Here is a 14,207-nt window from a genome sequence, read left to right as displayed (position 1 = left end):
GGGCAGGCCACGAATGAACGAGACGACAGCAGGACTAACGGTCACCGCAATCAAAAGAGCCCAAATAATACAGCGAACCCTTCACAACCGATGCATTAGGGTCTCGGTCTAAAAAATTGACACTGTAAGAAGGAGATCCAACGTAAACGTGAGTCTTACCGGCCTCGCAACAGAACAAAATATCGCCAGCGCTGTTCTGTGTCAGAGTGTTGTAATTCGAGTAATACTCAAGCTCGTCTGACGGAGCTTTTCCCACAACGATCAACCGAGGGTCCAGCTTATCCAACCATGTCTTAGGAACGCGACCGGACTTCCGTCCATGATGCGGCGCAAAAAGAATGTCCACAGGCGAAAGCGCAATGTCATCTTCGATCGCCTCCATGTAGTCATTCTCCATGTCACCAAGCCAAAGCGCACGGACCCCTTCATCAAGAGAGTAGACAATCGCAGGACTAATATTATTGGGTTTATCAGAGCTTTCGGCATCCCGCAAAGCATCCCGGAAGGTCTCATTATTCACATCGGGCCAGAGGACGCTAATCCCAGCAGAACCGCGCTCACCATCAGAAACGTTCATCCATTTGCGCTTACACCCCTTGTATATTTTGTAAGCGCACGACGACTCCTTCAGATCTTTATACTTTTTGAAACTCTCAGTCTCCGTGGACTTGGAGACATTATTGTCAACGTAATAGAAATTCTTAATAAGCCCGAGCTCATCAAGATACTCAATACCCTGAATATGATCTTGGTCCGGATGCGTACTGATAAAACGAACGACGCCCTTTTTCCCTGCAAGGTTTTTGACCTCATCAAGGATTTCCGACTTACGCTCATCGGTAATATTACAGTCAATCATGCTGAAGTTATCAGTATTGTGATTGATATAAAACATGTCGCCGTTATCAACGGACAGAGACTTAATCTCGCTCATGGTTATCACACTCCTCAAGATTGAAGTTGATTCGTTTTTCTACATACCGTTCCTGCTTGATCCAGGAGGCAACAAATAAGGCGATAAAAGAGCACAGCGCCGCTGGAAGCCGATGAGATTCCGGCAACAATGATGCAAGCAGAATAATTACGAGCAGGACACCGGCCCCCGCCAGGCTGCGATACATATTTGAAATCATTAAGAGCTGCTCGACCTTTGGATCGCGTTTCTGAGCATATGCAAAGGCAGAATAGTCCCGCTTTCCGGTCGGTTGTAGTTTGCGGACCAACGGTTCAATGCAAAGAGAGCCAATCCGCGACGCAATAAGACCGAGAACATAACTCATCACAAATAGTGCCAGCCAGTTAGAGCAGTCGATACAACTGCCCAACGGCATCTGACTGACGGAATATGTTACGAGTGCACCCGGTAAGAGCACATTGAACAGATCGTAAGCAGAGATTTTTCCAAGCAAATCATCTAGATAGTTATTGGCCAATAATTACGCACCTCCAAGAATCCAAAAGCCATCCTTCGCATTTTTTACAAACTAACCCACCCCGCCACGCAAGTGTCAGGTTCTTGAAGAAGAGCTATTTGGAAATGATTTGAACAAACGGGGGGGCATACTGCTGTTGACCAATAAGCGCACACGCCCCTAAAGAAATTTAATGGACCATCAATATGGCCTCGATTTTGACAACTATTCCATCCGACTCCTTCCGAACAATTAGGTTGTAATGGGGAAACGACGCTTCTCGTTGTTTCAATTGTAGCCCTTCGCCAGTTCCATATCCTGTATTCTTTTTTGATGATGAGCACAAGATGTTGTGTTTTAACAGGTAAACGCAGCTAAAATAATGCGGAACTTATTCACGCGAAATTACGAGTCAGCTCATCCCCTTGTAGACAGCACCCTTGACCTGCATGAAAACATAATTAGACTCAATCGCTTTCGCCCGGTACAAAGTCATCCACATCGAATACCTGTTCGAAATTAACAAAAGATTTTGCTTGACCAACATGTTGAGACGCCCGCTTATTGCCCGGTCGTAAGCCGCAATAAACTAGACAGCAGCCTCGCAGACTTTTCCTGGAAGGCCTCAGTGCCGAGCCTCGAAGAGGCGCAAGACGGCCTCATGTTGAAGATTCAGCATCGCGTATAGCCAACCCAGCACAGGTCAGAACGCCGCCGGGGACTAAAGCGAGCCCGCTCCCTCTCCCCCACCCCAACATTCCCCCAGAAAGTTCGCTGATGTTGACTGGTGTTCCCGTAAAATAATCCCCAACAAAATATGTGCGGAGTGCTGGCCTGGAGCTGCCTTCGGACCCTATTGGCTGCTCACCGAGAGGCTCCGCTATGAAACGACCCCTTTACTACCTGCTCTGTGCGATCGCGTGCACGTCCATGTTCAGCGCGACGATGCCCATGGCGGCCATCGCGGAAGCCATCCAGCCTCAGGCAACAGCCGAGCAGCAGGCACAAGCCGACGCCACGAACGGCGACACAGGCAAGACTGAAGACGGCACCAACACAAATGCGACAACAGGTACCGCAGAGGACAGCACCGCAACATTCATCGACACCAGCGCAGCCAACACGGAAAGCGCTGACGGCAACGCCACCGCAACAGGCACCACCGCCGCAACCGGCACCCCCACCCCATCCCTCCGAGCCCAAGCCAACCCCACCCCCACTGCCATCTCCACCACGTCACAAACCACCTACGCCCACTCCGCCACCGCAACCCAAAACGGCGTCACCTTTACCGTCTCGTGGAACGACGCCCCCGCGGGCACCGCGACGACCTTCCACGTAACCCAAACCAACGGCTCGTCCCAGGCCAAGGCGCGCATGGACGTGCCCACCTACTGGGACGGCGGTAGCCATGAAAGCGTCTGCGACCCGTCGCGCCCAGCATGGGCCAGCTACTGCAGCCTGGGCACCGCGGGCCACGACTTTACCTTTGACTTCACGGCATCGGGCACGTACCGCATCTACTTCTACTTTATGGACAACGACAGATACGACCCCCAAAACGACAAGGGGATCTACTACCTGCGCACCACGGCGGAGGTAACAGTAAACGACGCCGCCCGCCCAAGCGTCACGCAGATCGTCAACGACGCCGCGGACCTGTGCAGGCAGCAGACAAACGGCTCGGAATACGACATGGCGCTGTGGCTCCACGACTGGACGCTCGACCAGCTGGAGTACGACCACAGCCTCAACTGGTGCTCGGCCGAAAGCGGCCTCACGCGCCACCAGGGCACCTGCGAGAGCTACCAGCGCATCTACTCCAAGCTCCTTGACGCAGCGGGCATCGCCAACGGCCGCATCACCGGCAACGGCCACACCTGGAACGCCGTAAAGATCGACGGCAAATGGTGCCAGATGGACCTAACCTGGGACGATACCAGCGACAACTGGTACGGAGACCTGGACCAGCGCCATCTTTACTTTGGCCTGACCGACGAGCTCATGGCAATCGCCCACTCCGATCACACGGCAAATTACCAGATGGACGACTACGCCTACCGCTCGACCGACCTATCCAACAATTACTTTGTGCGAAATGGCAAGGCAGACGAATGGGCAGGGAAGTATGCCGACCGAATTCAGGAGCATCTGGATGCCAAGGAAGAGAGCTTTTCCATCGATGCTGACAACCAGTCGTTCCCGCCGAGCATCTCGGGGATTCAGAACGGGATTGTTGCGTACGCGATGAATCTGAGAGAGTGGAAGACCGAAATTGAACAGGCAGAGCTAAAAGCGGCATCAATAGTCACTACACAAACCAGCACTACTTGGATTGCTACGTTCAAATTCACGGCAAAGTTCTTGCAAATCAAACCAGCCGCTACACCGGTTTTGCCCAACGGAATGTATTCCATATACTCATGCCTCGACCAATCAAAAGCCCTAGACGTTCGCATGGAGTCGAAGAACGATAGGGCGAATGTACAGCTCTGGCAAGATCATGGCGGCAGACAACAAAAGGTCAACCTCCAATTCCAAAATGACGGCACCTATCTTATTACGTTCGTTCATTCAGGAAAAGCGATGTCTGCTGAATCAAATCGTGATGGATCGAATGTTAGTCAGTCAAGTTTAGATGGTTCCGATCTACAGAGATGGGTTGTCGAACGAATGGGGGCAGGATATACAATAAAAAATAAAGCAGGGAACCAGTGGCTAAATGTTAGAAGAGCCGACACAAGAAACGGCACAAATATTCAAACTTGGTCAAATGGCGGTGTGTCCGAAACAATCTTTAATCTTATTCCAACTGAACTCGATGCACTTCCAAACGGTAGGTACGCCATAAAAACCAAACTTGACACGACAAAAACAATCGACATTCGCTTGGCGTCCCAAGATGATTTTGCAAATGCTCAAATTTGGACTGACTACAATTCCCCAAATCAATCAGTTGATCTTAGAAGACAGGGAGACGGAACATACACATTTATTTTTGTACACTCCAAAAAGGCGCTAACAGCAGAAGCTGTCAAGGACGGCGCAAACGTTTCGCAGGCAACATATACCGGTTCAAATCTTCAGCATTGGAAGCTATCAAAACATAAAAATGGATTCACCGTACAACTAGCTGAAGCAAATGAATACTTAAACGTTAGACTTGCAATGGCAAGAGATGGAGCAAATGTTCAAACATGGTCAAACGGCGGAACAATAGAGACATTATTTATGTTTGAAATGAGATAGATATTTCATTACTACAAGACATATTTAGGCTTATAGGACAAAATGTGTGTCCCGATAGAACATCCGTTTCCATCCATTAATCCAGCCAGAACGGGTACGGGTCCCTGTGGTGGAGGTCCTCCCACACGGCCCTGTCGCCCCACTCCGGCCCTCCGGCCTCGCGCGACGGCAAGGCGGAGCAGACGCTGAACAGGAAGTCGATGTCCGCGTCGGTCGGCATCGCGGCGGGCTTCCCGCGGGCCGCCCTCGCGTCCCCCGAGTGCGCGTGGCACCACCAGAGCACCGCCTTCACGCGCTTGACCGACGTCAGCCCCCGGTGGTTGCGCAGGACGGCCCCCGGCTGCGAGTTCACCCCTCCCTCGATCATGTTGTTGGTCGACGGCAGCGGGCCGGCCTTGGCCAGGGCGGGGTCGAGGTAGGTGAACAGCGTCCCCGCCGACACCAGCGACGACAGCGACGAGCGCGCCCGCCTCAGCCTCTCGTGGGTGTAGACCCTCCTGCCGTCCACCACGGTCCTGTCCTCCAGGAAGTCGGCCCAGAACCCGCACCAGTCGAGGTAGCGCTCGACCCAGAGCTCGGCCTGGTGCAGCGCCTCGATGCCCATGAGGTCGCGCGCGATGAGGTAGAGCTCGCGCCCCGCCTGGAGCTTCGGCCGCGTCGTCGTGTAGCGCTTGACCTGCGAGAAGGCGTGGAAGGTGCACCTCTGGACCCTGGTGCGCGGCCAGGTCTCGCGCACGGCCTTGGCGAACCCGCTCCCGCCGTCGGTGACGACCACCTCGGGCGCCGGGATCGGCGCCATGAGGGCCGACCACGCCCTCGAGCTCTCCGACCTCGCCATGTACCAGGAGACCACCCTCTCGCCGCTGCAGCATATGAGCACCACGAGGTCGCGCGCGACCCAGATCCCGTCGACGTAGAGCACGCGGTGCAGCTCGCCGTCGGGGACGGGCATGGGCCAGACCTCCCAGAACTCGGCCGTCCTGCGCCTGAAGGACCGTCCGCCGCCCGGCATCGCCGCCTGGGAGTCCTTGGAGAGGAGCCACCCGAGGAACTCGTCCAGCCTTGCCGCCGTGTCGTCGTACCTCACCGTCGTCGACGCGCCGCAGGCCGTGCACCTCCACCGCTGGGACCCCGATGAGGTCCTGCCGTTGCGCTTGGTCCGACCGCCGCAGTAGGGGCAATAAACGGCCTTCATGGGCACCTCTTCCGAAAGGGTATTTAACGGTTCCGGAAAAGGTTATCTACCTGCGGGAACGATAGGCAACCGGACACACATTCTGTCCGAGCGGTTAAAAGCGGGCACGGAATTTAAACGGCTGAAAAAGGGGCATCGACCTGCGCCGATGCCCCCAACGTGGACACACATTTTGTCCTATAAGCCCATATTTACAAGTGATACACACATGATATGACCCGCCGCGACGCAAATCGTGGCGGGTCATATTTCAACAATTCAGAAGGCGCAAATTAAAGCAAACTCAATTGAAAAATAAAGTGCAAATGACATTCACGTAGCATCAATCGAATCACAAGAACAGCAATAATAGAAAAGCAACGCTACTAAGAGGACAGCCCCCGAGACCTAAAGCTTTTAGCAAAAGAAATAAATGGGGCAGGGAGCAATACTTTAAGCATTCTCTTTGAATGAAATTTTAGTCCTCGCTCGCGCCTCAAATACAATTTGTAGATTGACTTCCAACCGCCCTTCGTAAAAGCATCAATATACAGTTCTCTGTCGTTGGGAAGATCACTAGGATGACGGAGCTGGTCGTTGCCCTTGGCTATATCGTCGAACTCAACAGGGCACAAGTCCAGAGCGTTGCTGGACTCAATGAATTCCCTTCCGCGGTCGTTATTAACCAGCAGGCAGGAGACGCCCTTCATCTGATTGAACTTCTCAGAATCCTTTAGAACGTCGGGCCTATTAACGTCGACACCCCAAAAATCGCCGATGGTAAGATCACCGGCACGTAATCTCCCTGCATAGGGGCACCTATAACAGCTGTCGCGAAGCGTCTTAAGGTTCAAGAACATGTCGTAGAAGGGAGATTTCGCCGCAGGAATGGTAACCTCTCTTCCGTCCTCAAGAAGAAGAAGAAGAAGGGAGTGTCCCCACCCCTCGCGCTTGCACCTAAACCGGAAATCAACCACGGGAGATCCAAACTGCTTGCCATAGTCCTCCACGCAATCCGCGAACATGCGAGCGGAAGGGACGCCATGGCAAATCAAGTCAATAGTTGTCAGGCCCTCATGATCGCGCCTGAGGAAACCCCTAAGGCCAGCAACCTGGCAAGGCGTTCCGCAAAATAAGACCCGCCTTCCCTCGCATAGATCCGCCTTGATGTCGGCAAAGCAAGATCCGGCGTCACTCTGGACATATTTAGAGTTGAGAAGCGGGCGGAGCTCATCAACGCTCACTGCACGACGATGTCGCACACGAAGCGTATTCCCCTCACGCTCATAGGCAGCACCGTATGCAACCCCACCAGAGGAAATGTGCTCACGTGCAACGGCACCGAAAACTCCGCCGGAAGCGGACTCCGAGACATCGTCCCTACCAGCAGCGGCAAAGAACGGTCCGACGGAATTAGAGCCTATCCCCCGGTTGAGGCCGCACGCCCTCGTGCACGTGCCACAACCGATACAGAGTTCGCTGTTAATTACAGGAAGAACAAACCCGCTCTTGCCCTCAGACATGGTGATGGCGCCTTTCGGGCAAGCGGCGGCACACGCCCCGCATCCACAGCAATGCGACGGCGACTCAAACAGTGTGGGGACTTCGCCCCTTTTCACGATAGACATTCAGTTATCCCCCTACTTGCGGGCCGAGATAAGATTGCGCAGAATATCGGCATTCATATAAACGGAAAAAGCCAGCGCAATTGCCAGGCAGGCGATCGCGCACAAAAAGCCCGCACCGTAGGCGGACAGATAATAAAAAACGAACACGCCGACAATCGAAACCAAAGTCAGAACTTGTTCAAAACGGTCTTCGACAAGCTTCGTAAACTTAGCGACCTTGATTCTACGGTACTCATTCACCACGATCATCGCCAAGAGTGTTGCAACAGATGCGCCATAAAGACCGAAGTGCGGAATCAGCAGGACACACAGCGCGGCGCAAAGAGCAGCAGACACCGCAGTGGTGGTACCCATAATTCCAGTCTCCTTATGCGCGGTAAAGATACCGCCGTAAAAGCCGGAAATGTTGCTGAAATATGTGGCCAAGAGCAATATCGGCACATACAACAGGCCCTCGCCGAATGAGCCCTTGATCAGGATGCCATACACGAGAGGCATAAGCGCAGACATAAGCAGAACAACACTCATCATGAAACGCCTTAGCGCGCGATACACAGAGTTGTAGAAAGCCGACTCATCCTCATCAGAGTTAAGAGCACGCGCCGAGCTCTCCTTCCAGGACTGATAGAAGAATCCGTACACCTGGTCCATAACGCCTGGGAACTTGTAGGACACGGCGTACACGCCGGCGGAGGAAGCCCCGAGCGTGTTCATGATGATTAACCTGTCCAGCAGGTTGTTAATAGTCCAGGAAACCTTGTTGGGAATGAGCGGAAATGAATACCGCAAAAGGTCTCGAGCATAAATAATGGAGAAAGACGACGGATCGATATAACGCCAGAGTTTTCGCATGACCATGAAAGAAAGGGCAACAACGCCCTGTGCAATGACCGTGGCAGAAAGCATGCCCACAACGCCCCAACGCAACACGGCGATAAACAGAACGTTGAGCACGATAGTTAGGACACTCGCGGTAAAGTTCATGACGGAATATCCCACAGTATCTCCGAAGCCACGCAAGACCGCAGAAGCCATTTGCAGAAGCGCCCCTGCAACAACAAGCCCAACGACCCAGCCAAGATTTTCAGGCTTAAATAACAGCCAGACCAGAATCGCTAAAACCGTAAAGCACACGCAACCAGCAAGAAGAACAGCACAAGACGCCGTCACGGTTTTAGCTCGATCTTCATCGGTGCGGCAATCGATGAGGAACCGAAACAGCGCTTCATCCATAAGCAAGGAAACGGCAGGGACGCAAAACAGAGCAATAGTGTTGATGTAATCGACGGTACCATAATCGCCAGTGGAAAGAACTGAAGTATAGAGCGGCAAAAGAAGAAATGAAACGAGCTTAGTTGCCATTCCACCCACTGCGATAATACCAGTGTTTTTAATAAGTCGGCGCGTCTCCCCCATTACGAAAGCGCCTTTCTAAGATAGGACCAGGAATGCTCCCGCAGAGAATCCAGATGAGAATCCACATCGTCCCAATCGCAGGGAACAATATCGTCGACACATATAGCATTAGCGCAACGTGAAGAAAGCCCAATATTTCCCAACAAGTCGCGCATGCGAGCGCCAGATTTATCCGTAGCAAATACACGGAAAGGTTTATGGAAGATGACTGAGAATACAGTTGCATGAAAAGAATTGGTGAGAACAAGGCCCGCATGCGCAATAAGTGAAACAAACTCCTCCGGACCAACGCCGAACAGGTTAACCGAATTTGGAATATCCAAGTTATTTTCAGATATATAGGCGACCTTCCTGCCTGTTGCAGTTGCCATTGAGACGGTACTCTCGACGAGCTCAGGACATTCACGCAGCAGATACATGAATATATATCCGTCTTCCAGGAGCTTCCTTGAAGTCATCACAGCGTAGTCATCAGCGTTCAGGAGGAGAGTGGGATCGAGCACCACCTCAATAGGCTTATCAACAAGAGGCTGAAAGAGCGATACCGTCTCTTCCTCACGCACAGAAAGATAATCGAATTTTGAAAGAAGTGCAGAGACTCTTCTTTTATCAAAATTCTCAGGTTTGAACGACGTGTGAGCCAAGCTGGGTGCGTAGGCTACACGACGTCTATCTCCAGCAAACGAGAGAAAAAACGGTTTAATTATGCCATTCGTGCAATCAAGATTCCAAATCTGATCGCTGCCGCAGACAAAACAATCAAACTCAGAGGCAAGCTCATCCATACGATGTCTAGTTTTGTCATTATATTTATTTGTCAGATTAAAAAATCGTTTCCAGAAAGAATGGAACGCATTTCGACGTTTCAAATATGACGCAGGACGCATGCAGAATCTAATAAAGGATTTAGGGTGTTTAAATTGCACCAACCTATACTGGTCAAAATCTTTGCTTCTGTAATCAATCAAAGACGCAACATGACCCAGTCTTTGCACTGCTGCCTGCATTGCAAACGATTGCAGAGCAGAACCAAAATTATAGGAACAATGGAAAGTTATAATTCCAACATTCATTTACCCAATAACCTTTCAATGAATTTACAAAATCGTTTAAATAAAGAATTAAACGTTGTCATAGCGCCATAAACTGCAAACGCCAAACTCAAATGACCCATAGGCAGTAACGCTGCAGCAACACGCCATTCGCCCCGCTTTCCAAGACAATCAACTGGGAAATTCAATAAATGGTTTCTAAGCCATTGCCTATCAAATGAAGTCAGCCACGAGGACTTTACTAAGTTATTTTGGGAGCCCGCAAAAACAGCTCTCTTGAATTGCTCCATGAATTCACGTCCAACGATTAGATGCTCATCTTTGGCTGAAAAGACAGAAGCATTCTTAAGCCGTTCGACAATGTTGGCAAAAAGAATAAGAGAGTCTGTGTCACGAGGACGAACGTTTGCACATGTTGAGGAACTATCAAGGTCCCAATAATATAAACAAAATGGTACAAAACCAACACGACCATCGTGAAGCTGCCAAAGATACTCTAAATTAAATAATCTATCCTCGGAAAACCTCAGTCCTATAGGGAAGGGTGCCAAATCATCACCCAATCGATCAACAAGCTGCCTAATATGGGCACTTCGATACAAACGGGCCCATGAGGCATTTAATTCGTATAACGACCTATCAATAGTTTCACTATATAAACCATCTATCATTGCATCCAAGAGAGCCCCGCTGTGCACAACCTTCATATCAGAAACTGCCTGACATACATCGGAAGAGCTGCTATTTACAATATTCGGCTGAAGATAGGAGCAGACAACTAAATCAAGGTCTTTTTTTTCAGCAGCCAAAATTAATTCTTTATAGTCGCCTGGAAATAGATAGTCATCAGCATCAAGGAACATCACCCAGTCACTGCATGAAGCTGCAAAGCCAACATTTCGCGCGATAGATCTACCACAATTGTCTTGAGTTATAACAAGAAGTCGAGAATCATCTTTCGATAACTGCTCAAGCAAATTGCGGGTCCCATCTGAGGAGCCATCATTAACAACAATTACTTTAGAGAGAACGGGACCAATTGCAAGAGCGCTTCGAACGCTTCGCACAATGGTATCCTTAGCGTTATACGCAGGAATAATAATTGTTAAGAATGTATCTTGAGTGTCAGAACTGGAATCAAAATTGCATATTCGCATATCGCTGCTACATGTCGCATGACCATTGATACGCATAAGCGATTCCTCCTCTATTTCAGACAAAACTCTTCTTCAAGCGCATTAAACGACTTTCGCATTGAACACTGAGACATAGCGTAAGCCTTGCCCTTAGCAGCTAAGGTCAACGCGTAATCGGGATTTAAAAGCAACTTGCAAATATTATCTGCTAGCGCGGAATAGTCACCAACCGGAGAAATAAGTGCGCAATTGGTATTCGCGTATTCATGAACGCCCAAAAAATCGGTTGAGCATAGAGCACAGCCGCAAAACATACTCTCAGCTAATGTCAGACCAAATCCTTCATTAATTGTTGCGCAAGCATATACAAGCGAGGAACTGTAAATCTTCCTCAGCTCGCTCTGGGTTGCGTTTTGCGTATATACAACCCACTCGGGAAACCACGAAGGTCTGGCAGGTGTGCCAAAAGCATTAACAACTAATTCAGGATTCTTTTCATGAACCATTGTTAAAGCTTTCCATAAATCATCGAATCCTTTATGTGACCCTTCGTGATAAAGGACTGCGACCGCATTGTTATTTCTTTTTATTGACTCTTCATAGAATACAGTCGCGTCAATTGGGTTCTTGATAAGAGTGGGCTTTACACCGGATTCCTTTTGCACGAGATCAAAAAGCCAATCAGAAACTACAATATTTGACATTCCAAATCTAAAAGATGCTCTCACATCTTTCTCAGAAATGCCCCATTTTTCAAAATCTTGGATAAAGTAGTGCTTCTTGCCCTTGCTATTGCTGAGACTAGAAACGCCATAAGCAGTTTCAGCTGCCGTTGCAACAACATGGTCAGAATCAGGAACCTCAGAATCCTTTATACCAAAAATGCACTGTTTTTTTATCGAAGGATTTAGGGGGTACCATCTTGGCTCAACAGAAACAGCCAACCGGCACAACAACCGCCTAATAGGCTCGAAAACTAAACCTCTATTCATCGTATTTAAACAATCGAAACAAATAGTAACTAGGCAGCCATGATCTGAAAGATAGTTCGCATACATGAAGACCATTTTAGCTCCGCCCCAAGGCACGCGAGAAAAGCTGTGGAATATAAAAGTAATCCTATTAGTTTTCATATTAGAAATCCTCTATTCACCAATGCTCTTGTCGCGCGGATAAAACATTGAACCTCCGATGGTCAAATGATTGCCAAGCACAATAGGAGCCATTGCAATCAAAAAATAATTTGAATCGACCATAATTCCGACTGTCTCGGAACATGAATAAAAAACCATTAAAAGCAAACCGAGACAAATACCGTCAATACGATTAGAAAGAATGGCATGAATAATCAACGCGATTACTCCAGCAAGCAATAAAGCAGTAGGAATAATTCCTTCTCTTAAAAATAAATGGCACCATGCATTGTCAACGGTGAAAGTCAAAGGAAGACCGAAGAAGGCTAACGAAGAAAAGTCACGACCAAAAAGGGTAAATGGGGCCACTTCTGCATACTTGTTTGCCAATGCCAGTCTGTCGCTAAGAAGTAAATTAAGATGATTATGCAATGGAGCCTGGACGTTGTAACAGATCATAAAATAGAAGCTAGCAATTATTAAAATTAAAGCACCGACAAAAAGCACTTTAAGAGTCACTAACTTCAGCTCAATATTTTGAACACGCGAAAAAAATACAAGTAAAATGGCTTGAAACACCAATAATAAAACCGCTGTACGTGAGCCAGTCACCGTCTGAGCTATAAACGCACATGAAAGAGCCATTGCAAGATTAGCAAATATGGAGCCATTATAATGTGAAACTAAATAGGAAATAGAAGCGACTACAAGATACCTTGCCAATGTATTTGGATGGACAAAACCAAGGGAATGACGGACACCATTTGTTCCATAAATCAACACATCGCGAACAAGCCCGACATTCAACAAAGCGCATACAAAAATAATTGCCGAAACTGAAACAAACAATGAAATTCGCGCAAGCGCCTCGATATCAACGCCGATACCACAAAGCACGAACAATGCAAGCCATAGAAAGTAGTTCTCCCCAGAGCATCTCCATGAAATAAAACCGATCGCAACGATCAGAAAGAAAGAAAGCCAAGAGAAGCCATTCATTTTTTGAAAAAGGATTTTTAATAACAAGCAGCACAGAGCAAATAATTGGAGTGACATAATTAATGCACTTATGGGCAGTCCGACCAATGACTCAGCAGTCGTAAAACCGAAGACACAAGAATACGAATAAGCTATAAATGCGATATAATAAATCATATCTTCAAACTTGGTATTTAATAGCTGTGCATAACCTATTTTTCCTGAAGAATATGAAATCAATTGTCACTCCAAATTAAGACTAGATATAACGAGCTAAATAAATAAAACAGCCAGCTCTTCCTCCCAGTCGGGCATGTGGAAGCCGACCGACTCGAGCCTGGAAAGGTCGAGCGCGGAGTGGACCGGGCGCGGGGCGACGGGGCCCGCGGCGTTCGCGTAGTAGTCGGCGGTCGAAACCGGCAAGACCTTGTCCCCGTTGCCGTTGGCGGCCTCGAAGACGGCGCGGGCGATGTCGGCCCAGCTCTTCACGGCGCCGGAGCCCGTGCAGTTATAGGTGCCGTAGGGGGCGTGCGTCCCCAGCACGTGGAAGATGGCCTCGGCCATGTCGCGCGTGAAGGTCAGGCGGCCCAGCTGGTCGTCCACGACCGTGACCTGCTCCAACTTGTCCTCCGGGTCGGCGACGCGGTCGGAGAGCGCCCTCATGGTCTTGACGAAGTTGTGCCCCTCGCCGATGACCCAGGAGCTGCGCATGATGTAGTGGCGCGGGCACCCGGCCACGGCGATGTCGCCGGCGGCCTTGGTCTGGCCGTAGACGGAAAGCGGGCTGAGGGGCTCGTCCTCGGTATGGACCTCGGCGGTGCCGTCGAAGACGTAGTCGCTGGACACGTGCACGAGCGTGATCCCGTGCCCGGCGCAGGTGCGGGCGAGAAGGGCCGGACCGGTCGCGTTGGCCTTCCAGGCGATGACACGGCCCTCGGGGGTCTCCGCCCTGTCCACGGCGGTGTAGGCGCCGCAGTTGATCACGGTGCCGTAGAGCGACCAGTCGTACTTGGAGTAGGCCGCCGGGTC

General features: G+C 50.0%; 11 protein-coding genes. 1 reads left to right on the top strand and 10 read right to left on the bottom strand.

The genetic code is table 11. From position 1 onward, the window contains the following. Positions 1-34 precede the first annotated feature (34 nt). Both I4W09_RS03210 and I4W09_RS03205 read right to left on the bottom strand, forming a co-directional pair. Positions 35-934, bottom strand: a complete 900-nt coding sequence (locus tag I4W09_RS03210; RefSeq protein WP_196031795.1) for a ComEC/Rec2 family competence protein — start codon at positions 932-934, stop codon at positions 35-37. Then, complete coding sequence (locus tag I4W09_RS03205; RefSeq protein ID WP_117776309.1) at positions 921-1,433, bottom strand: hypothetical protein; 513 nt, start codon at positions 1,431-1,433, stop codon at positions 921-923. The genes I4W09_RS03210 and I4W09_RS03205 overlap by 14 nt, the downstream gene beginning before the upstream one ends. A gap of 861 nt (positions 1,434-2,294) precedes the next feature. On the opposite strand from I4W09_RS03205, the gene I4W09_RS03200 reads away from it, so the two are divergent. Next, positions 2,295-4,661 carry an RICIN domain-containing protein gene (locus I4W09_RS03200; RefSeq protein WP_230318653.1) on the top strand — a complete coding sequence of 789 codons (2,367 nt, stop codon included), beginning with the start codon at positions 2,295-2,297 and terminating at the stop codon, positions 4,659-4,661. A 76-nt stretch (positions 4,662-4,737) separates the two neighbouring features. On the opposite strand, the gene I4W09_RS03195 is transcribed toward I4W09_RS03200, so the two are convergent. From I4W09_RS03195 to I4W09_RS03160, 8 genes are all read right to left on the bottom strand, one after another. Then, on the bottom strand, positions 4,738-5,856 hold the full coding sequence (locus I4W09_RS03195; protein ID WP_196031789.1) for an IS1249 family transposase: 1,119 nt from the start codon (positions 5,854-5,856) through the stop codon (positions 4,738-4,740). 365 nt (positions 5,857-6,221) lie between these two features. Further along, positions 6,222-7,463: a Coenzyme F420 hydrogenase/dehydrogenase, beta subunit C-terminal domain gene (locus I4W09_RS03190; protein WP_196031786.1), complete on the bottom strand. Its 1,242-nt coding sequence runs from the start codon at positions 7,461-7,463 to the stop codon at positions 6,222-6,224. Between the two features lie 12 nt (positions 7,464-7,475). After that, on the bottom strand, positions 7,476-8,879 hold the full coding sequence (locus tag I4W09_RS03185) for a lipopolysaccharide biosynthesis protein (RefSeq protein ID WP_195445232.1): 1,404 nt from the start codon (positions 8,877-8,879) through the stop codon (positions 7,476-7,478). Continuing rightward, positions 8,879-9,952, bottom strand: coding sequence for a polysaccharide pyruvyl transferase family protein (locus I4W09_RS03180; protein ID WP_196031773.1), 1,074 nt, complete (start codon positions 9,950-9,952; stop codon positions 8,879-8,881). The genes I4W09_RS03185 and I4W09_RS03180 overlap by 1 nt, the downstream gene beginning before the upstream one ends. Then, complete coding sequence (locus tag I4W09_RS03175) at positions 9,949-11,124, bottom strand: glycosyltransferase family 2 protein (protein ID WP_196031769.1); 1,176 nt, start codon at positions 11,122-11,124, stop codon at positions 9,949-9,951. Before I4W09_RS03175 ends, I4W09_RS03180 begins: the two co-directional genes overlap by 4 nt. Before the next feature lie 14 nt (positions 11,125-11,138). Then, positions 11,139-12,200: a glycosyltransferase family 4 protein gene (locus I4W09_RS03170; RefSeq protein WP_196031765.1), complete on the bottom strand. Its 1,062-nt coding sequence runs from the start codon at positions 12,198-12,200 to the stop codon at positions 11,139-11,141. A gap of 12 nt (positions 12,201-12,212) precedes the next feature. Beyond that, the gene (locus I4W09_RS03165; protein ID WP_230318651.1) at positions 12,213-13,418 is read right to left on the bottom strand and encodes a hypothetical protein; all 1,206 of its coding nucleotides are present in this window, start codon (positions 13,416-13,418) and stop codon (positions 12,213-12,215) included. Between the two features lie 33 nt (positions 13,419-13,451). Further along, positions 13,452-14,207: SDR family oxidoreductase (locus I4W09_RS03160; RefSeq protein ID WP_196031758.1), on the bottom strand; the 756-nt coding region annotated here is incomplete at its 5' end.

This window comes from Collinsella aerofaciens (assembly GCF_015670795.1).
Taxonomy (GTDB): domain Bacteria; phylum Actinomycetota; class Coriobacteriia; order Coriobacteriales; family Coriobacteriaceae; genus Collinsella; species Collinsella aerofaciens_Q.
Note: the sequence above shows the minus strand (reverse complement) of the source record. Positions and strands in the feature narration are given on the sequence as shown.

Coding starts and splice junctions, on each gene's coding strand:
- I4W09_RS03210 (WP_196031795.1), bottom strand. CDS start 934: ATGAGCGAGATTAAGTCTCTGTCCGTTGATAACGGCGACATGTTTTAT.
- I4W09_RS03200 (WP_230318653.1), top strand. CDS start 2,295: ATGAAACGACCCCTTTACTACCTGCTCTGTGCGATCGCGTGCACGTCC.
- I4W09_RS03195 (WP_196031789.1), bottom strand. CDS start 5,856: ATGAAGGCCGTTTATTGCCCCTACTGCGGCGGTCGGACCAAGCGCAAC.
- I4W09_RS03190 (WP_196031786.1), bottom strand. CDS start 7,463: ATGTCTATCGTGAAAAGGGGCGAAGTCCCCACACTGTTTGAGTCGCCG.
- I4W09_RS03185 (WP_195445232.1), bottom strand. CDS start 8,879: ATGGGGGAGACGCGCCGACTTATTAAAAACACTGGTATTATCGCAGTG.
- I4W09_RS03180 (WP_196031773.1), bottom strand. CDS start 9,952: ATGAATGTTGGAATTATAACTTTCCATTGTTCCTATAATTTTGGTTCT.
- I4W09_RS03175 (WP_196031769.1), bottom strand. CDS start 11,124: ATGCGTATCAATGGTCATGCGACATGTAGCAGCGATATGCGAATATGC.
- I4W09_RS03170 (WP_196031765.1), bottom strand. CDS start 12,200: ATGAAAACTAATAGGATTACTTTTATATTCCACAGCTTTTCTCGCGTG.